Origin of the sequence: Sphingomonas sp. S6, assembly GCF_043498045.1 — a bacterium.
Classification (GTDB): domain Bacteria; phylum Pseudomonadota; class Alphaproteobacteria; order Sphingomonadales; family Sphingomonadaceae; genus Sphingomonas.
Genome location: NZ_JBIEOE010000019.1, coordinates 30,266 through 48,643, shown reverse-complemented (window position 1 = coordinate 48,643; position 18,378 = coordinate 30,266). Strand labels below are relative to the sequence as shown.

Sequence of the window (18,378 nt, the reverse complement as noted above, 5' to 3'; positions counted from 1 at the left end):
AGGAAGACCGATAGTTCATAACCGCTGCTGCAATCAGGCATGCATCGCGTGAAACGGCTTCGCACTTTCTCCAACCATGCTCTTTCGGCTTAGAGTGTCATTTCGCCCTCAGCCGGAGCCGACCCCTGAGTGATCTTTGATTAGCTCCCAGGCGGTCAGCAGGAGATTTCGGATCAGGCAAATAGATCGCCGATCGCACGCATACGGAAGGCGTTGATCCACCGACGTCGGCGATGCTCGCTGGCGTCGTGGCGCATGTGGCACCGCTGGCAGAGTGCAGCGAGGTTGCGTGGTCGGTTATCGCTCGGATCATGGTTCAGATGCGCGCTAGCAAGAACCACGCGCGTGATCCGCACTTGTGAAGGTGGATCAATGCCGACGAAGCCAGGTTGCGCGCATAAGAGGGCGTCGGGCGGCGGCAGGCGGCGAACGCACCTGCCCTGCCCGTTGCGCCACCTGCTTATGTCCTCATCCCACCAAACACCATCGCCCAGATGCAGCACATGACGACCATGCGGGCGCTGACAATGTTCGCAGCGTCCTTTGGCGCGGCCAAACCGGATGAAGGCAGATAGTTCACGCCAGTCAATCGGGTAGAGCCAGCGATGTTCACGCGCGATTGGCATAACAATTCTATGATTCAGTATCGTGGAGAACGAAAGCAGAAAACAGCAGTGACTCAACTTATCCATTACGGCTAGGTCACTAAGCGATTAGCTGACTTGGCTACTCAAGGAATGGTGTCAAAACCGTTCGGTTGTGACACTGGTTAGGAAGCCGAGCGATCAGCTGCCAAGCATTTTTCCGTCAATCTCCTGACCATAATAGTCCCCTTTGGGGTGAAACTGCTTACGTGCGCTCTCGACAGTCCCGGTCTGCCGCGGATCGCGGGGTCGCTCGCGACTATCGACATAGGCGGCGACATCCCACGCCTGCTGATCCGTCAGCGTGTTGCCCTCACCATAAGGCATGTTGGCCTTGATGAACCCGGCAGCCGACGCCAGCCCGGTCATGCCCGCACCCCAATTGTAGGAGCGCGCTCCCCACAGCGGCGGGATAGTATAGCTGCCGTCCGGGTTCGCCTGCCCTTGGCCGTTCGCACCGTGGCATGATGCGCACTGGCCGGCGAACACAATCGCGCCGCGAACCGGATCGTGCCCGATCGGGGTTGTGGCGAGCTTTATGAACCCGCGACCGGGCAGCGGCTTGCCGGATGGCGCGCCGGTCGCGAGCCAGGCGAAATAGCTCTGGAGATCGCGGTAGATATCGTCGCCAAAGGGCGGCGGGGCGCCGGCTTTCGAGGCGGGCGCGTTCATCGAAAGGAGGAAGCAGTCGCGGATGCGATCCTCCATCGTGTTCACCCGGCCGTTCTTCGCGCGATAAGCTGGGTAGCTGACCCAGGCCGCCCACATCGGGGACGCATCGGCCTTCCGCCCGGCATCGAGGTGACAGTTGCTGCACGTCAGGCCGTTGCCGACGTACTGGCCGGCATGAGCCGCGCTCGCGGTGAAGATCAGTCGACCGCGCCGGATCGCGTCGCCGTCCGGCCCGGCGGGGATGGTGCTTTCCGCCGGTGGCGAAAAGGCGGCGTCCGCTGCTACCTCGACGGGTGCCTGCACGGGCGCGTCAGACTGCCCTACCTTGTAGGTGACGACGAGGACGAGCAGCGCGGCGGTAATGGCGAAGATGATACGCTGGGCATCGCCATCATCACCGGGCGTTGGCGGCGTTGGTTCGGTCATTTGCCCGCGCCGAAGTGGTTGAGCGGCACCTTGAGGAACGCTGTGCCGCACGCCTCCGGCTCCGGCAGGCGACCGCCGCGGATGTTCACCTGGAGCGCGGCAAGCATCAGGTCCGGCAGCGGCAGGGTTGCGTCGCGCTTCTCGCGGGTGGCGACGAACTCGGCCTCACCGATGCCGTTGTGCACATGGATGTTGTCACGACGCTGGTCCGCCACGGTCGATCGTCCAAAGACTTCGCGCCCGTCCTTGCCGTAGTCGTGGCCGACATAGGTCGCGGTGCTGGGCGGCAGTTCGAGGATCGCCCGGATCGAGCGCCACAGCGCGCGCGCGTTGCCGCCTGGAAAGTCAGCCCGACTGGTGCCGCTGTCGGGCACCATCAGCGTGTCGTGGACGAACGCCGCGTCGCCGACGACGTAGGTGATCGAGGCGAGCGTGTGGCCGGGCGACAGCATGACGTGCGCGTCGAGCGAGCCGATCCTGAACTGCTCGCCATCGGCGAACAGGCGATCCCACTGGCTACCATCGACGGGCAGGTCGGGCAGGCAGTAGATGTCCTGCCAGAGCTTCTGCACCTCCACGACCTTGGTGCCGATCGCGGTTTTGCCCCCTGTCTTTTCCGCGAGATACGGCGCGGCCGAGAAGTGATCGGCATGGGGATGGGTATCGAGCACCCATTCCACAGTAAGTCCCTTGGCGCGGACATATTCGAGGATCATATCGGCATTGTCGGTTGCGGTCGCACCGGCACGGGGATCGAAGTCGAGGACCGGATCGATAATCGCGGCGGTCTTCGTGGCTTCGTCGACCACGACATACTGGAAGCTGCCGGTGCGCTCGTCATGGAGCGACGCAACCGTCATGCCCTTGTGATTATACTCGATCATGTTTCGTATCCTCTCGCATCGTCAGCTTTCTTCCCGCGCACGCGCGAACAGCCGTTGGAAATCGCTGGCGTCGATCGCGCCCATCACCAGCATGGGACCGGCAAGATAACCCGGGGTGCCCGCCAGTCCGATCGAATAGGCTTCCTGTCCGTTCGCCCGCAGGCGGGCTGCGACAGCGTCCGCGTGGGCGGCAAGCCAGGTCATCGCGCGCAGCCAATCGCCGCCAGCGCGCATCACGACGTCCCGCAACACGTCGTCGTCGATCGTGCGGCTGTCCGTCATCAACGCACGATGGACGGTCGGGTAAACTCCCTGTTCGGCGCACGCGAGCGCCACGCTTGCGGCACGTTCGGATGGCGGACCGAAGATGGGCCAATCCTTGTAGATGACCCGCACCTTGCCGTCGCGTTGCACAGCCTCTTCCAGGGCGGAAAATCCATGACGGCAGGCCGGGCAACGATAGTCGGTGAACACGGCAAGCCGGAGCGTAGCATCGGCAGGTCCGTCCTCGGGCGAGCCGTTACCGGCAAGGATCAGGTCGGCGGTCGGCCCGACGTCGCGCCCGATCGGGGCGGTACGCCGTAGAACCTGCCCGACTGCCCAACCACCCACGACCACCGCGCCCAAGCCGGCAAGCTGTCTCCGATTGAGCGGCCCGGGCATGGTCAGCGCGCCGCTGGTTTTTTGCGCGCTTCCGCGACGAGACGACGCAACGTCGGGAGATCGACAGCACCGGCGACGACCTGCGAGCCGACGATCAGCGCTGGTGTTCCGTTGAAACCGATCGCCTGGGCGATGCTATCGGTGCGCGTAAGCAGCGCGTCGATTTCGACGCCACGGTTCTTCAAATCGCGTTGCAGACGGGGCCAGTCGACCTTGGCTTTGGCAGCCGCTGCCTTGACGCCCGCGCTGTCGAGCCGCGCCGGCGAGGTCATCAGGGCCTCGTGAAAGGCGGCATGCCTGCCCTGCCATTGGCTCGCGACAGCCGCGCGTGACGCCTCACGCGAGGCAGGTCCGAAGATCGGCCAGTCCCGGTACACGACCCGTACCTTCGGGTCGGAGCGAAGCAGGGCGTTCAGCACCGGCTCCATGCGACGGCAATAGGGGCAGTTATAGTCGAAAAACTCGACAACCGTGACGTCGTAGGTCCTGCCGGCGCGCTTGGGAGCCACGGGATCGTCAACGACCGCCTTGCGCGACAGATCGGGCTGCTGGGCCATGAGAGGCGTGATCGGCGCGGCGAAGGCAAGCGCGGCCAGGAGGCCCCGAGACAACAGGTTGCGACGATTCATCGGTGTTTCCTTGCTAATTCGATTCCATCGGCGAGCGCAGCGCGTGACAATTCACCGAGCTGGAGCTGTACGATCGTGCCGTCGCCCGCAACGAAGGCCGTTGCGGGATACCCCGCCACCTTCAGGGCTTGAGAAAGGCCACGATCGGGGTCGAGCGCGACATGGCGCGCTCCGATATTTTCACGGCCGAGAAAACCGCTGACGATCGCTTGCGCCTCGCCCTGATCGGCAAGAAGGATCGGGACCTCGCCAGGGCGCGACGCAACCGCATCGAGCATCGGCAGCTCACGCCGACACGGACCGCACCATGTCGCCCACAGGTTGACCACGAAGGGCCTGCCACGGAAGCGATCGAGTGGAAGCGGCGCGCCGGACGGGGTTGTCAGGTTGAGATGATAGGGGAACGGGCCGTAGGTCACGGGAGGGATCAGCGCCTGAAGCGAGAACCAGAGGCCACCCGCAACAGCCAACGCTCCCCAGCCTGCCGCCAGCGCGCTTGAGCGGCCAAGCCGGATCGCCAGCATCGCCGCAGCGCCCAGAAGCCCTGCAACGGGGGAAAAGCCACCCTGCCACACGGCAAGGATGGACAGCGGAGCGCCGGTGTAGCTCGACCAATGCGCTGCGACGTAACCGATCCGTGCCGTGACCAGTCCAGCGACGATGGCGCTGGTGGAGACCGTCGATACGCGAGGGAAGCGGAACCGACCGGCCAGTGTCGTGAGGCCAAGGAACACGACGATGCACAGCACGGCAAGCCCGCGATCGACGGCCAGCATCAGCGGCCCGATGGCAATCGCACCCGCCATCAGAGAAACGCGGCCGCGCTTTTCCAGAGCATGTAGGCCGCCACCACGAAGATCAGGACGGCGAAGACCGTGGTGAGCGTGCCGCCCGTACCGAGGCGCTTCGCGATGCGCGTGCCGATCAAGCCGCCGACAACTCCACCGGCGATGAACACGAAAGCCAGCGGCCAGTCCACCAGACCCGAAAATGCGTAATTGGCGGCCGTCGTCAGCCCGAACGCGGTGACGGCGATCAATGACGTGCCGACGGCGTTCAGGATCGGCATGCCCGTCGATCCGATCAGGCCGGGGACGATCAGAAAGCCCCCGCCGATGCCGAAGAAGCCCGAGAACAGACCGGTGCCGAGGCCGTAGCCCAGCACCTTCGGCGCCTTTTCCCGGTTGCACTCCGCCCCCGGGTTGCCCGTGTCACCGCGCCCGCGCAGCATCAGGACGCCGACGACGACCATGACCAGTGCGAACAGGAACAGGAGCTTGCCGCCGTCGACGGCCTTGCCCGCGGTAGAGCCGAACAGGGCGCCGATGACGCCGGCGGTCGCATACATGCCGCCACAGCGCCATTTGACGTTATGCGCCCTTGCATGGCCGATCAGCCCCGTGGCGGCGTTAGCCGCGACGGCGAACGCGCTCGTGCCGATGGCGAGATGGGCGTCGGGCACGCGCACCAGATAGACCATGAGTGGGACGGCGAGGATCGAGCCGCCCCCGCCGACAAGCCCGAGGGTAAAGCCCACCAGGCTGCCGGATAACGCACCCAGCAGATACTGGATCGGTTCGAGGGTCATGCCGCTTTGCCGATCTTATGCGGAGCCGCCATCCATTCATGGCCTTTCAGCATGCCTTGCCAGTAAATCGGGGGCAGCATCCGCTCCTTCAGGAACCAGGCAGCGCGCGTCGGGCGCGTGCCGTTCAGCAGCCACGACGGAAAGCTGGGGAGCAGTTTTCCACCATAGCCGAACTCGGCGAGGACGATCTTGCCGCGCTCGACGGTGAGCGGGCACGACCCATAGCCGTCATAGTCGACAACAGGAGGCTTGCCTTCGAGTGCGGCGAGCGCGTTGACCGCCACCACGGGTGCCTGCTTGCGGGCTGCCGCAGCCGTCTTCGCATTGCTCGTCCCCGCAGCATCGCCCAAGGCAAAGACGTTGTCGTATCGCTTGTGGCGCAGCGTCGCCTCATCGACCTCGACGAAGCCGTTTGCCGCCGCGAGCGAACTTTTGGCAACGACGTCATGCGACACCTGCGGCGGCACGACGTGGAGCATGTCGAACCCGCGCTCGATCCGCTCGCTGACACCGTTCTGCTTGCGCTCGAAGGTGGCAATACGCCGATCGGCGTCGACCGCGACGAGGTTGGATTCGAGCTTGAGGTTGATCCTATACTTCTCGACATATTCCATCAGCGCAGGGACATAGGTCGCGACGCCGAACAGCGCCGCACCGGCGTTGTGAAATTCGACGTCGATCGCGGGGAGAACACCGCGTTCGCGCCAGATGTCGCAGGACAGGTACATCGCCTTTTGAGGCGCGCCGGCGCACTTGATCGGCATCGGCGGTTGCGAGAACAGCGCGCGTCCCCGCTGCAATTCCTGGACAAGCTGGTAGGTGTAGGGCGCCAGATCGTAGCGGTAGTTGGACGTGACCCCGTTGCGGCCCAACGCTTCGGTAAGCCCCGCGATCTTCTCCCACGCCAAACGCAGGCCGGGGGCGACGATCAGGACACGATAGGCGATCGTATCCCCGTCGCCCAGGGTGATCGCCTGACGCTCGGGGTCGATGGTGATCGCCGGCAGCCGGATCCATTCGACGCCCTTGGGCATGACATCGGCTTCGGCCTTGCGGGTCTGTTCGGGGGTGAAAACGCCTGCCCCGACTAACGTCCAACCGGGCTGGTAATAATGGTCCCGGGCCGCATCGACGACCGCGATCGACACCTTGGCGTTACGTTTCAGGATGCTGGCGGCGGTTGCGATGCCCGCAGCTCCGCCTCCGATGATGACGATGTCGTAGGTCATTTGCCGGTTCTTTCGGACCGGCGAGCGAGCGCCGGCTTCAGATCGGCCAGGTCGTACCCGGCTGCCTTGGCCTGACCGACGATCGTTTCGGGATCGGCATGACTCGCCTCCGCCAGCGCCCATAGGGTAGCCGCCCGCGTGCCGCTTCGGCAGAAGCCGAGCGTCGGTCCCGGCAGCGCAGTCAGCGCTTCCTTCATCCGGTCCGCATCGGCATCGGTCGCCTTGCCCGGCACGATCGGGACATGGGCGAACGCAAGGCCGTGTTCTTCGGCGATCCGGGCCATCTCGTGTGCGCTCGGCTGTCCCTGCTCCTCGCCATTTGGCCGGCTCGAAACGATCGAGCGAAACCCCGCCTGTGCGGCGGCAGCGACATCATCCCGGGTGAGCTGGGGAGCAGCCGAGAAGGACGGTGTGATCTTCTTGAAGGCCATGTAATGTCTCCTGTCCGGTCACGCCGAACGGCGTGGGATGAGTGCGAAGCGGTGGATGGCTGCGCCGAGCGCCATTGCAGCGGTGAAGAGCAGCGCGGGGGCAGGCTGGATCGCGAGCGCGGCGATGGCGGGGCCGGGGCACAGGCCGACAAGGCCCCAGCCTATGCCGAACAGGGCGGCACCGCCGAGGAGGCGCGCGTCGATCGGCGACGTGGCCGGCGTATGGAATTGCTCCGCGACGATCGGCGTAGAGCGTCCACGCACGATGAGCCAGGCTATCGCCATCGGCAGGATCGCTCCCGCCATGACGAATGCCAGGGTCGGGTCCCAGGCACCGGCGGCGTCGAGAAACGCCCGTACCCGCGCAGGATCGATCATGCCGGACACGGCGAGGCCGGCGCCGAACAGCGTGCCGCTGACGAGCGAAAGAAGGCTCTGGCGCATCACGATACCACTCCCGCGAGACGCATGAGGGTCACGGTGGCGATGCCGGTCGCCATGAACGTGCCGGTCGCGACGATGGACCGCGGCGACAGGCGCGACAGGCCGCAGACGCCGTGACCGCTGGTGCACCCCGCGCCGAGCCGCGTCCCGATCCCGACGATCAGCCCGGCGACGGCGATCAGCCCGAGCGACGTCGGGAAGCGAGCTTCCACATTCACATTGGCTGCGGTCAGCGCCGCGCCCAGGGGCAGCCCCGCCGTGAAAAGCAAGGCCATCATCCAAGGCGCTCCCCCTTCAGAGAGAGCGAGGACACGCGCGAACATGCCGCTGACCCCGGCGATGCGGCCGTTGCCCAGCAACATGATCGCCGCAGCGAACCCGATCATCAGGCCGCCGATGAAGCCGGCAAGCGGCATGGCATGGGGAAATCCGGGCATCACAGCGTATCCAGTGGAATCTTGAGGTAGCGGGTGCCGTTGACTTCCGGCTCCGGCAGATGGCCGCCGCGCATATTGACCTGCACCGATGGCAGGATGAGCTTGGGCATCGACAAGGTGGCGTCCCGACTGGTGCGCATCGCGACGAAGTTGTCTTCGTCCACCCCCTCATGAACGTGGACGTTGCCGACGCGCTGCGCGCCCACGGTCGTCTCCCAGACATACCGGTCGCGCCCCGCAGCCTTGTAGTCGTGGCACAGGAACAGCCGCGTCTCGTCGGGCAACTGCATCAGTCGACGGATCGAGCGGAATAGCTGGCGCGCATCACCACCGGGGAAGTCTGCGCGTGCGGTGCCGTAGTCCGGCATGAACAGGGTATCGCCGGTGAAGACTGCGTCGCCGATGACATAGGCCATATCGGCGGGGGTGTGCCCCGGCACATGCAGCGCGATGGCCTCGATGTCGCCGATCGTAAAACGGTCGCCATCGTCGAACAGGTGGTCGAACTCGGAGCCGTCCCGTTCGAAGTCGGTGCCGGCGTTGAAAATCTTGCCGAAGACGTTCTGCACGCGAATGATGTCGCGGCCGATCGCGAGCTGACCGCCCAGCGCCTTTTGCAGATAGGGCGCCGCAGACAGGTGGTCGGCATGAGCATGGGTTTCGAGCAGCCAGTCGACCGAAAGGCCGTGCTCCCGCACATAAGCGATTACCGCATCCGCCGACGCCGTATTGGTGCGACCGGCCGCAGCGTCGAAGTTCAGGACACTGTCAACGATCGCCGCCTTTCGCGTGGCGGGGTCCCAGACGACGTAGGTCGCGGTGTTGGTCGGCTCGTCGAAGAACGAGTGAACGACCGGCGATACCGCCGCCTTCGCACGTTCAATCTGCGCAACTGCCTCATTCAACGCCGATTCCACGATCGCCTCCAATTATTGATTTCATGGTTTATGTAGTTGTGTAATCCGCTTGCGTCAACGGGCTGCCCGTGCCATCTGAAAAGCATGGAAACGATGGATGCAGACGTACCGCGCTCGTTGCGCATCGGGGACGCGGCCCCGAATTTCACCGCCCGCACGACGCAGGGCGCGATGTCGCTCGATCAGTATCGTGGTCGTTGGGTCGTGTTCTTTTCGCACCCGGCTGATTTCACGCCGGTCTGCACCAGCGAGTTCGTGGCCCTGGCGAAGGCCGCACCGCAATTCGAGGAGCTCGACTGCGCCTTGCTCGGGCTGTCGGTTGACAGCCTGTATTCGCATGTCGCCTGGTTGCGCGCGATCAAGGATGTCTTCGGTGTAGAGGTGCCGTTCCCGGTCGTGGAAGACCCGTCGATGGCGGTGGGTTACGCCTATGGCATGCTTGACGAACAGGCCGGCGACGCCTCGGCCGTGCGCGCGACCTATTTCATCGATCCTGAGGGCATCATCCGTGCGCTCAACTGGTATCCGATGAACGTCGGGCGATCGGTCGACGAGATGCTCCGCACGGTGAGGGCATTGCAGCGATCGGCCGATGGGCAGGCCTATACGCCGGCCGACTGGCAGCCGGGTGACGACGTCCTGCTCCCGCCCGCCTTGCCGTGCAGCGCCGGTGCCGACTGGTTTCATCAGTTGAAGGCCGATCGATGACGGCGATCCATCAATCCCGCGCGATCGCCGATGCGGCGGTCGAAAAGCTGCGCGTGTTCGCTCAACCCCAGCGCCTCATGATCCTGTCCTATCTGCTGGGCGGTGAGCGGCAGGTTGCGGACATAGAGGCTGCGACCGGCGTGACCCAGCCGGCCCTCAGCCAGCAGCTTGCCGAGCTGCGCCGCGCCGAGCTGGTGAAGACGAGACGCGAGGCAAAGCAGGTCCATTACCGGCTCGCCGATGACGCAGCCGCAATGTGCGTGCGCACGCTCGAGGCGATATTCGGCGCCGATGATCTAGCCGTGCATGAGGCAGCGCCCGCTTCCCGACCGTCGCGAGCGCGCGGGGCGTCGGCTGCCACGCGGCCGCAAAATATAGGCGCAGCCGTATTTGCGAGGGTCGGATAATCATTCCGGTTTCGAAAGGACAAACCAGATGCGGCTTCCCGCTATCGCAGTTGCAGGATGCTTGGCCGTCATGAGCAGTGCCGGGTCAGCAGGCGTCACCGCGCAACAACCCGTGATTGCCGGCTATGGCAGGATCACGCCGGTAGAAGGCGCGGTTGAGCGGCCGGACCACTCGCTGCGATATCGTGTGCTGTTCAGTGTGACGAAGGCGGCGTCATCTCCCGACAAGGTCAATCCCTCGCTGGAGAAGGTCGCACGCTTCCTGAACCTGCTCGGGGCGGACGGCGTGCGGCCGGCACAGGGAGATGTGATCGTGATCGTCCACGGGCCGGCGACACCGATTATTGCCGATGATGAGGCATATGCGACGAAAACCGGTGCCACGACGAACCCCAATCTTGCCTTGATAGCGGCGCTAAGGCGGGCAGGCGTGTCCGTTCGAGTGTGCAGCCAGGCTTTAGTCGGGAATGGGATCGCTCCGGTCACGGTCGATAAGGCTATCGAAGTCGATGTCTCGGCTCTCACCACAATGGCGACATTGCAGATACGTGGTTGGGCGCTGATCCCTGACTGATCGTACCGAACTTCCTGTTTTATCATTCCAGTCCGTAACGCGGCCGGTGTCACAACCGTCCGTGGCTGTTGAAAATTTCCGGCGGACGCTGAACGCCACCTCAAGAACTGCCGCAACTGGCATTCTGAGGGGTCTCACATTGATCCGCCTTCAAACTTTGACGGGCAGTCTCAATGTAACGCCGAAACCGCTCTCGGGTCGCGTAAGGGCAGCATCGCCACCATGCCCAATAGCCACGGCGCGAACCAGCGCCAGGCCAAGGCCGTGTCCATCGGTGGTGCGCGACACCTCCGTACGAGCGAACCGCTGAAACAGTCGTCCGGCGTCGGCGGGAGAAACACCCGGACCGTCATCCTCCAGTGTCACCTCGATCCCATCCTGCAACAACCTGGCGGAGAGCATCGCGGCCGTGCCTGCCGGCGTGTGCCGCAACGTGTTCTCCAGCAGGTTCGACAATGCCTGTGCGAGCAGGCGGCGGTCGCCCTCGATATGCAGCCCGCGCACGATGTCGACTGTCAGGGCATGGCCGGCAGCCTCGAAGTCGGGGCGATAGGTTTCGGCCATGTCCTCCAGCAGCGCCGACAGATCGACCGTTCCCAACGCTCGACGTTCAGCCAGCCCCTCGACCTCAGCTATGCGGAGCAGCGCCGCGAAGATCTCCAGCAAGTCGTCGGCTTGCCGCCGGGCGGAATCGATCGCGCCTGGGTCACCGGCCGCGGCGCGATCGAGCTGGTTGCACAGGCGGGTGAGCGGCGTGCGTAGATCGTGCGCGACGTCGGTCGACACCTGCCGCAGATTGTCCATCAGCGCCGCCATACGGTCGAGCATCCGATTGAGCGTCGCGGCAAGGCGATCGAACTCGCTGTCGGACCCGTCGCGCGGCACCCGCTGCGTCAGATCGCCGGCGATGATTGCCTGCGCCGTGGCATCGATGTGAGACAGGCGGCGCCGCGTCAGCCATCCGACCAGTATCGCCGCGCCGATCCCGAGCGCCAGCACCGCGCCCAGCGCTCCGGCGAACAGCGCCGCCAGCGTGCTGTCGATCGCGTCCAGGTCGCGACGATCGGCGACGACGACGAGAAGCCCACCGGCCAAGGGCGTGGCGAGCGCCTGGCCGACGCCGGTGATATCGCCGCGGCGAAAGCCGAAATGCTCCTGGTAGCCGGGTTCGGGCGGCGCAAGCGGGGCGATGGTGGCGGCGACCGTCCGCCCGTTGCGGTCGACCAGCAGATAGTCGAGACTCGCTTCGTTCCGCGTTTCCTCGCGCAGACGGATCGCCTCGGCGACCCCCGCCAGTCCCGCTTCGCTCGCCTCGGCAACGAGCGCGCGCGTTTCCACCGCGACGCGGTGGTCTAGCTGTTCCTCCAGCGCCTCGTGCGTCACCTCATAGGCGACCGCGCCGATCGCGAGCGTCGCCGCGGCGAAGGCCAGCGCGACCAGCACGACGATGCCGAAGGTAGAGCGCCACAGGCGGCGGATCATCGTCACGCGTCCCGGATCATGTAGCCCGCCCCGCGCACCGTCTCGATCGCGTCCACGTCAAACCCGGCGTTGAGCTTGGAGCGCAGTCGGCTCAGATGCGTCTCGACGATATTGGTCTTCGGATCGAAATCGAAGTCCCACACGCGTTCGAGCAGCATGGTCCGAGTCATCACCCGGCGCGGGTTGCGCATCAGCTCGGCGAGCAGCGCGAACTCGCGCGGTTGCAGGGTCACGCGCCGTCCGGCCCGTTCCACCGTGCGACGATGCAGGTCGAGCACAATGTCGCCGACCCGGAGCAGGTGGGCATCGTCGCCGCGCGGTACCGGCCGGCGCGCCAGCGCATTGAGGCGCGCGGCCAACTCGGAAAAGGCGAAGGGCTTGACCAGATAGTCGTCGGCGCCGCCTTCCAGCCCCTCCACCCGGTCCGCGATCCCGCCGACCGCGGTCAGCATCAGGACCGGCGTCGCGTCGCCGGCCGCGCGCAGCGCCCGGACCAGGGCGAGGCCGTCGAGGCCGGGCAGCATCCGGTCGACCACGATCGCGTCGAACCCGCCCCCGGTCGCTTGGAACAGGCCGTCCCGGCCGTCCGCGCTGACCGCGACCTGGTGCCCGGCCTGACCCAGCCCCTGCGCCACGAAGGCGCGGGTGTCGGCATCATCCTCGACGATCAATATCCGCATTGCCCGACTATCGCCTGCCGGCGTCGGTTCGCCAACCGCCGCCCAGCGCACGGAACAGCGCCACCTCGTTCTGCGACACCGCCAGATCGGACTGGACCTGTTGCAGCATCGCCGATGCTGTGGCCCGCTGCGCATCGACCTGAAGCAGGCCGGGCGCATCGCCGAGGCGGACACGCGCACCCGCCCGGCGCGCATAGGCCTGCGCCTCGCGCGACGCGGTCGCCAGATCGCGGTTGCGGCGCGTCTCGGCATCGTAGGCCGCCAGCGCCGTCTCCACCTCGCGCAGAGCACGGAGGACGGCCACGTCCCATCCGGCGATCGCCGCGCGCTCGGTCGCGCGGGCCTGCTCCAGCCGCGCGCGGGCGGGCGCCTGATTGGGGAACGCCCAGCTGACGAGCGGCGATGCGACGGCCTTGAACCCGCCCGACAGCAATCCGAGCGCTCCGCCCAGATTGACGCGCGGGTAGAGGTCCGCCCGCGCCACCCCGATCCGCGCCGCGGCAGCGGCAAGGCGTCGCTCCGCCTCGCGAACGTCGGGGCGCCGGAGCAGCAGCGCGGTCCCGTCGCCGACCGGCGCAGCGGTGCGCAGCCGGGGCGCGGCGGTGCAGGCGAAGCGATAGCCCCGCGCTTCCGCCGGGGGGCGCCCCTGCAACGTTGCGAGCCGATACAGCGCGTTGGCACGCTGTGCCTCGAACGGGGCGATGGCGGCGCGGGTGGCGGCCGCGATGGTCGCGACCTGCGACACCTCCAGCGGCGACACTTCGCCCGCCCGAAACTGTTCGCGCACGAGCGCGACCGACCGGTCCTGTGCCGCCGCGACCTCGCGGGCGGTCGCGATGGCGCGGGTCGATCCGCACAGGTCGACATAGGCGAGCACGGTGTCGGCCACCACGGCAACGTGCAAGCCATCGACGACCGCGGCTTGCGCCTCGGCATCCGCACCCGCCGCGGTCGCGGCGGACCGCAGCCGCCCGAACAGGTCGAGATCCCAGCTCGCCGTCGCGGCGATATCATAGTCCGTCGTCGGCACGTTGCCCGACGCGCTCGGTTGCGAGGCGGGGTTGTCGACCCCCAACGCGCTCTCGATCGTCGTCTGCGGCAGCCGCGCCGCCCGTGCCTGCCGCAGAGCGGCGCGAGCGCCGTCCAAATTGGCGTAGGCGACGCGCAGATCGGCATTGGCGGCGAGCGCCGATCGCACCAGTCCGTCGAGGACCGGATCGTCGTAGAGCCGCCACCAGTCATCCGGCACCGGCGCGATTGACGCGACGGGAAGCCGGGCGAACTCGCCCGTCGCGCTAGGCGGGGCGATTGTCGGCGGAGGTGCGGGCACGCTCATGCACGCGGACGCGAAAAGGGCAACACCGGGGGCCAGACGACGGATCATGCCAGTGCCTCCTTGGCTGCGGTTGCAGGCGGCACGGTGCGGTCCCTGCCATAGCGAGCATACAGCGCGGGCAGCAGCAGCAGGTTGAGCGCGGTCGACGAAATGAGGCCACCGAGGATCACGATCGCCATCGGATGCTCGATCTCGTGCCCGGGCGCATTGCCCGCCACGATCAGCGGCACCAGCGCCAGTCCCGCGCAGGCGGCCGTCATCAGGATCGGCACCAGTCGCTCTTCCGCACCGCGCATTACCAGCTCGCGCCCGAAGGTCATGCCCTCGTGCCGTTCGAGATGCTGATAGTGCGACAGCAGCATGATGCCGTTGCGCGCGGCGATGCCGATGACGGTGACGAACCCAACCAGCGAGCCGAGCGACAGCACCCCGCCGGTGACGGCCACGGCGACCACCCCGCCGACCAGCGCGAAGGGCAGGCTGACACCGACCAGCGCGGTGATCCGGCGCGAGCGAAACTCCATCCAGACGAGCAGCAGGATGCCGACGAGGCATAACGCGCCGATGCTCCAGAGGCGGCTGCGCGATTCGTTCAGTGCGGCATATTCGCCGAGCACCTGCGGATGATAGCCGGTCGCGAACGGCACCCTGGCGACCGCGGCGTCGACCGCCTGCGCGACCGTGCCGAGGTCCGCGCCCGCGACGTTCATCGTGACGTCAAGCCGGCGCTGGCCGTTCTCGCGCTTCACCTCGTTGGGGGCGGGTGCGATCTCGATATCGGCGACATCGCCGAGCCGCACCGGCGCCCCGGCGACCGCATTGCCGGCCGCGGGCACCTGGATCATCAGGTCGCGCAAGGCGTGGACGCTGTTACGCACCGCCGGCTCGCCCCAGACAGCCACGTCGAAGGCGCGCTGGTCGCGGTAGATTTCGCCGACCTTGGCCTGCGCGACCAGCACCTGCGCCTGCCGGCGCACCTCGCCCGCGGTGAGGCCGAACCGCGCCAGTTCGCCCGCACGTGGCCGGATGCGGATCTGCGGCACGAGCACCTGCGATTCCAGCTTAAGGTCGGACACGCCCGGAACCCCACTGATCGCCTCACGGACGCGGGCACCGGCCGCGCGCAGCTCCGCCTGGTCCGGGCCGTAGATGCGCACGACGATGGTCGCACCGGCACCCGTCAGCACCTCCTTGATCCGCTCGCGCAGATAGGTGAGCACGTCGCGATAGAGGCCGGGGTAGCCCTCGACCACTTCCTTGATCCGCTTCACCGACGCATCGTAATCGGCGTTCTCGTCGAGGCTGATCCAGAGTTCGGTGAAGTTGGGGCCGACCACTTCGTCGGCCTGTTCGGCGCGGCCGATATGCGCGCCGAAGTTGCGGACGCCGGGGATGCTGCGCAGCTCCTTCGACGCGCGGATCGTGATCCGGTCCATCGCCTCGATCGACGTCCCCGGCTTCTCGACGAAGTGCATCAGGAAGTCGGTTTCGCGGAAGTCGGGCAGGAACTGGTCCTTGAACGTCGCATAGCCGACACCGGCGAGCAGCAGCCCACCCGCGACGATCCCGACCGCCATCGCCGGCTGAGCGACCACGCGCGGCAGGAAGCCGACGTAGCGGCGCTTCATCGCCGCGACGAAGCGGGTGTCGCGCTCCGCCTTCAGCGGCGCGTTCGGGAGCAGGAGAAGGCACATCGCCGGCGTGACGGTCAGCGCGACCAGCAGCGACATCCCGATCGCCAGCACATAGGCGATGGCGAGGGGCTGGAAGAAGGTGCCCGCGACCCCGCCCAGGAAGAAGATCGGCACGAACACCAGCATCACGATCAGCGAGGCGAAGACGACCGCCGAGCGTACCTCCAGCGAGGCGGCGAGCACCACCGCGAACGCCGGCTTCGGATCGGCCGCCTCGCGGTTCAGTCGGAGACGGCGCGCGATATTCTCCACGTCGATGATCGCATCGTCGACCACCTCGCCCAACGCGATGACGAGGCCGGCGATAATCATCACGTTGATCGTCGCGCCCGACCAGAGCAGCATCAGACCCGCCCCGAGCAGCGACAGCGGGATCGCGACGAGGCTGATCGTCGCCTGCCGCCAGTCGCGGGTGAAGAGGAACAGCACCGCCGCCACCAGCGCGCAGCCGATCATCAGCGCGCGGGTGAGATTATCGATCGAGCGTTCGATGAAGGTCGCCGGGCGGAAGATGGTCGTGTCGACCTTCACGTCCTTGAGGCCGGGCTTCAGCTCGGCGAACGCGGCCTCGACCGCGCGGGTCAGCTCCAGCGTGTTGGCCGTCGGCTGCTTCTCGACGATCAGCATGATGCCCGGGCCGTCGTCGATGATGGCGTTGCCGATCGGCGCATTGAAACCGTCGACCACGCGGGCGACGTCGCCGATCCTGACCGGTGCTTCGCCCGCCTGCCTGACGACCGCCTGTGCCAGCTCGGCTGCGGTCTGCACCGTGCCGGTCTGCTGGACGGCGAGGCGCTGGTTGGGCGTGTCGACGAACCCGCCACCCCCAACCAGCACGGCGTCGCCGGCGGCCGCGCGCACCTCCGCCAGCGTCACACCGGCCGCGCGCAGCCGGTCGGGATCGACCAGCACCTGCAACTGCCTGTCACGCTGGCCCCACACCGCGACGTTCGCGACGCGGGGGACGGCCATCAGCCGCGGGCGGATGGTCCAGCGCACCAGCTCGGACAATTGCATCTGGTCGAGCTTCGTCGACGACAGCCCGACCTTCATCGCCCGGCTCGTCGACGACAGCGGCGGCATCAGCACCGGCTGACGCGCCGCGAGCGGCAGCCGCGGCTGCACCTGCGCGATCCGCTCGCCGACCATCTGGCGGGCGCGGATTACGTCGGACCCGCGCTCGAACAGGATCTGTACCGACGACAGGCCCAGCACCGACTTGGATCGCAGCGTCATCAGGCCGGGCACGCCGTTGACCGCCGTCTCGATCGGCACCGTCACCAGGCTCTCGACCTCCTCGGTCGACAGCCCCGGCGCCTCGGTCTGGATTTCCACCATCGGCGGGGCGAACTCGGGGAACACGTCGAGCGGCACGTCGCGCCCGGCGCGAATGCCGAGCACGACCAGCAAGGCGGCCAGCGCGAGGACGAGGACGCGCTGCGCCAGCGCGAGATGGACGAGTCGGCCGAGCATCAGTGCGCCGCCCCGAACTCTGTCCCGAACAGCTCGGCCGCACCACCGGTGACGACTTGCGCGCCGGCCGTCAGCCCGCGCGACAGCAGTGCCCGTCCGTCGTTTTCCGATGCTACCTCGACGCGCTGTCGCACGAAGGTGTTGGGCGCGGTCCGCTGATAGACCCACTCGCCACCGTAGACATCGCGGAGGATCGCAGCAGACGGCACCGACAATCCCTCGGTCTGCCCGGCGAGCGGCAGGTCCACCGCGACCCGCTGGCCGACGCGGAAGGCGCGGTCGCGATTGTCGATGGCGAAATACAGATCGACCGTGCCCGTGACGGTGTTGGCCGATGGCGGCGCCTGCACCGGACGGGCGCTGCGTGGCGCGCCGGCGTCGCCGAGCGTGCGGACCGTCGCGGCGGCCTCTCGACGCACATTCCCCATGTCGCTGCCGAACACTGACGCGCGGACCCACAGTACCGCTTGCGAACCGAGCGAGGCGACCGCCGGCCCAAGCAAACGGCGCTGCTGACGTGCCGCGCCTAGCGCCGCCTGCGCCGCAGCCAGCGCAGCCGCAGCTTCATCGCGTGCCCGCACGCTGCCGGCCTCCTCGCGCACCAGGCTCTCGGCCCGGTCGAGCGCGATCCTCCCCAGCCTCGCTTGCGCCGTAGCGCGGGCCAGTTCGGCGTCGGCCGCCGCCTGCTGGCTGCCGATCTGCTGGAGATTGGTGGTCGAGTTGACCGGCACGCCGTTGGGGCTGATCGGCGGCACCACGATCTCACCGGCAACCTCGCGCGAGGAGGAGGCCGATCCTCCACCCACCCTAGCTAGTGCGATGCCGAGACGCTCCTGAGCTTGGGGTGTAAGGGTCAGCTTCAACAGCTCGCTCTCATGCGTGATCGTCTCGGCATGGGCAGGCGGTGCGGGCGGCTTCGCGGCCTTCTCGCCGCAACCGGCGAGCAGGATCGGGATCAGAAGGAAGGTCTGGCGCATCGTGACGGCTTAGTCACGAAAGAGTGGGCGCTACTGGAGCCGACTATACAAAATCCCAATGTAGCCGCGCCCCGCTCTGATTG

20 protein-coding genes are annotated in these 18,378 nt (G+C 66.9%); 3 read left to right on the top strand and 17 right to left on the bottom strand.

What is annotated here, in order from left to right; genetic code table 11:
- Positions 1-173: 173 nt before the first annotated feature.
- The 12 genes from ACGVWT_RS17385 to ACGVWT_RS17330 form a co-directional block, all read right to left on the bottom strand.
- On the bottom strand, positions 174-626 hold the full coding sequence (locus ACGVWT_RS17385; protein WP_043060763.1) for a hypothetical protein: 453 nt from the start codon (positions 624-626) through the stop codon (positions 174-176).
- A gap of 159 nt (positions 627-785) precedes the next feature.
- On the bottom strand, positions 786-1,742 hold the full coding sequence (locus ACGVWT_RS17380) for a c-type cytochrome (RefSeq protein ID WP_394427506.1): 957 nt from the start codon (positions 1,740-1,742) through the stop codon (positions 786-788).
- Positions 1,739-2,626 carry an MBL fold metallo-hydrolase gene (locus ACGVWT_RS17375; RefSeq protein WP_018251202.1) on the bottom strand — a complete coding sequence of 296 codons (888 nt, stop codon included), beginning with the start codon at positions 2,624-2,626 and terminating at the stop codon, positions 1,739-1,741. The genes ACGVWT_RS17380 and ACGVWT_RS17375 overlap by 4 nt, the downstream gene beginning before the upstream one ends.
- 21 nt (positions 2,627-2,647) lie before the next feature.
- Positions 2,648-3,289, bottom strand: coding sequence for a DsbA family protein (locus tag ACGVWT_RS17370; RefSeq protein ID WP_026189135.1), 642 nt, complete (start codon positions 3,287-3,289; stop codon positions 2,648-2,650).
- A 2-nt stretch (positions 3,290-3,291) separates the two neighbouring features.
- The gene (locus ACGVWT_RS17365; protein ID WP_394427501.1) at positions 3,292-3,918 is read right to left on the bottom strand and encodes a DsbA family protein; all 627 of its coding nucleotides are present in this window, start codon (positions 3,916-3,918) and stop codon (positions 3,292-3,294) included.
- On the bottom strand, positions 3,915-4,724 hold the full coding sequence (locus ACGVWT_RS17360; RefSeq protein ID WP_018251199.1) for a TlpA family protein disulfide reductase: 810 nt from the start codon (positions 4,722-4,724) through the stop codon (positions 3,915-3,917). Before ACGVWT_RS17360 ends, ACGVWT_RS17365 begins: the two co-directional genes overlap by 4 nt.
- Positions 4,724-5,506 carry a sulfite exporter TauE/SafE family protein gene (locus ACGVWT_RS17355; protein WP_018251198.1) on the bottom strand — a complete coding sequence of 261 codons (783 nt, stop codon included), beginning with the start codon at positions 5,504-5,506 and terminating at the stop codon, positions 4,724-4,726. Before ACGVWT_RS17355 ends, ACGVWT_RS17360 begins: the two co-directional genes overlap by 1 nt.
- Entirely contained in the window at positions 5,503-6,735 is a 1,233-nt protein-coding gene (locus ACGVWT_RS17350) for an FAD/NAD(P)-binding oxidoreductase (protein WP_018251197.1), read from the bottom strand. Before ACGVWT_RS17350 ends, ACGVWT_RS17355 begins: the two co-directional genes overlap by 4 nt.
- Positions 6,732-7,166 carry a TIGR01244 family sulfur transferase gene (locus ACGVWT_RS17345; RefSeq protein WP_018251196.1) on the bottom strand — a complete coding sequence of 145 codons (435 nt, stop codon included), beginning with the start codon at positions 7,164-7,166 and terminating at the stop codon, positions 6,732-6,734. Before ACGVWT_RS17345 ends, ACGVWT_RS17350 begins: the two co-directional genes overlap by 4 nt.
- 18 nt (positions 7,167-7,184) lie before the next feature.
- Complete coding sequence (locus ACGVWT_RS17340; RefSeq protein WP_394427510.1) at positions 7,185-7,610, bottom strand: DUF6691 family protein; 426 nt, start codon at positions 7,608-7,610, stop codon at positions 7,185-7,187.
- Positions 7,610-8,047: a YeeE/YedE family protein gene (locus tag ACGVWT_RS17335; protein WP_170172224.1), complete on the bottom strand. Its 438-nt coding sequence runs from the start codon at positions 8,045-8,047 to the stop codon at positions 7,610-7,612. The genes ACGVWT_RS17340 and ACGVWT_RS17335 overlap by 1 nt, the downstream gene beginning before the upstream one ends.
- A complete protein-coding gene (locus ACGVWT_RS17330) occupies positions 8,047-8,964 on the bottom strand; it encodes an MBL fold metallo-hydrolase (RefSeq protein WP_380773692.1) in 918 nt (305 codons plus the stop codon). Before ACGVWT_RS17330 ends, ACGVWT_RS17335 begins: the two co-directional genes overlap by 1 nt.
- Positions 8,965-9,048: 84 nt before the next feature.
- Between ACGVWT_RS17330 and ACGVWT_RS17325 the strand changes: the two genes are divergently transcribed.
- From ACGVWT_RS17325 to ACGVWT_RS17315, 3 genes are read left to right on the top strand one after another with little or no spacing between them, the layout of a single operon-like run.
- Positions 9,049-9,672 (top strand): peroxiredoxin, encoded by a 624-nt coding sequence (locus ACGVWT_RS17325; protein WP_018251192.1) that lies wholly within the window; start codon positions 9,049-9,051, stop codon positions 9,670-9,672.
- On the top strand, positions 9,669-10,079 hold the full coding sequence (locus tag ACGVWT_RS17320) for a metalloregulator ArsR/SmtB family transcription factor (RefSeq protein ID WP_018251191.1): 411 nt from the start codon (positions 9,669-9,671) through the stop codon (positions 10,077-10,079). Before ACGVWT_RS17325 ends, ACGVWT_RS17320 begins: the two co-directional genes overlap by 4 nt.
- A gap of 28 nt (positions 10,080-10,107) precedes the next feature.
- A complete protein-coding gene (locus tag ACGVWT_RS17315; protein WP_101750168.1) occupies positions 10,108-10,653 on the top strand; it encodes a DsrE family protein in 546 nt (181 codons plus the stop codon).
- A 150-nt stretch (positions 10,654-10,803) separates the two neighbouring features.
- Here the strand turns inward: ACGVWT_RS17315 and ACGVWT_RS17310 are convergent, their stop codons facing one another.
- The 5 genes from ACGVWT_RS17310 to ACGVWT_RS17290 are packed head-to-tail and all read right to left on the bottom strand — an operon-like array spanning position 10,804 to position 18,295.
- Positions 10,804-12,135 carry a HAMP domain-containing sensor histidine kinase gene (locus ACGVWT_RS17310; protein WP_285139024.1) on the bottom strand — a complete coding sequence of 444 codons (1,332 nt, stop codon included), beginning with the start codon at positions 12,133-12,135 and terminating at the stop codon, positions 10,804-10,806.
- 2 nt (positions 12,136-12,137) lie between these two features.
- Positions 12,138-12,815, bottom strand: coding sequence for a response regulator transcription factor (locus ACGVWT_RS17305; RefSeq protein ID WP_241889972.1), 678 nt, complete (start codon positions 12,813-12,815; stop codon positions 12,138-12,140).
- A gap of 7 nt (positions 12,816-12,822) precedes the next feature.
- On the bottom strand, positions 12,823-14,199 hold the full coding sequence (locus ACGVWT_RS17300; RefSeq protein WP_285139009.1) for an efflux transporter outer membrane subunit: 1,377 nt from the start codon (positions 14,197-14,199) through the stop codon (positions 12,823-12,825).
- Positions 14,196-17,318, bottom strand: coding sequence for an efflux RND transporter permease subunit (locus ACGVWT_RS17295; RefSeq protein ID WP_315463118.1), 3,123 nt, complete (start codon positions 17,316-17,318; stop codon positions 14,196-14,198). Before ACGVWT_RS17295 ends, ACGVWT_RS17300 begins: the two co-directional genes overlap by 4 nt.
- Positions 17,318-18,295 carry an efflux RND transporter periplasmic adaptor subunit gene (locus ACGVWT_RS17290; RefSeq protein ID WP_285139011.1) on the bottom strand — a complete coding sequence of 326 codons (978 nt, stop codon included), beginning with the start codon at positions 18,293-18,295 and terminating at the stop codon, positions 17,318-17,320. Before ACGVWT_RS17290 ends, ACGVWT_RS17295 begins: the two co-directional genes overlap by 1 nt.
- Positions 18,296-18,378 lie beyond the last annotated feature (83 nt).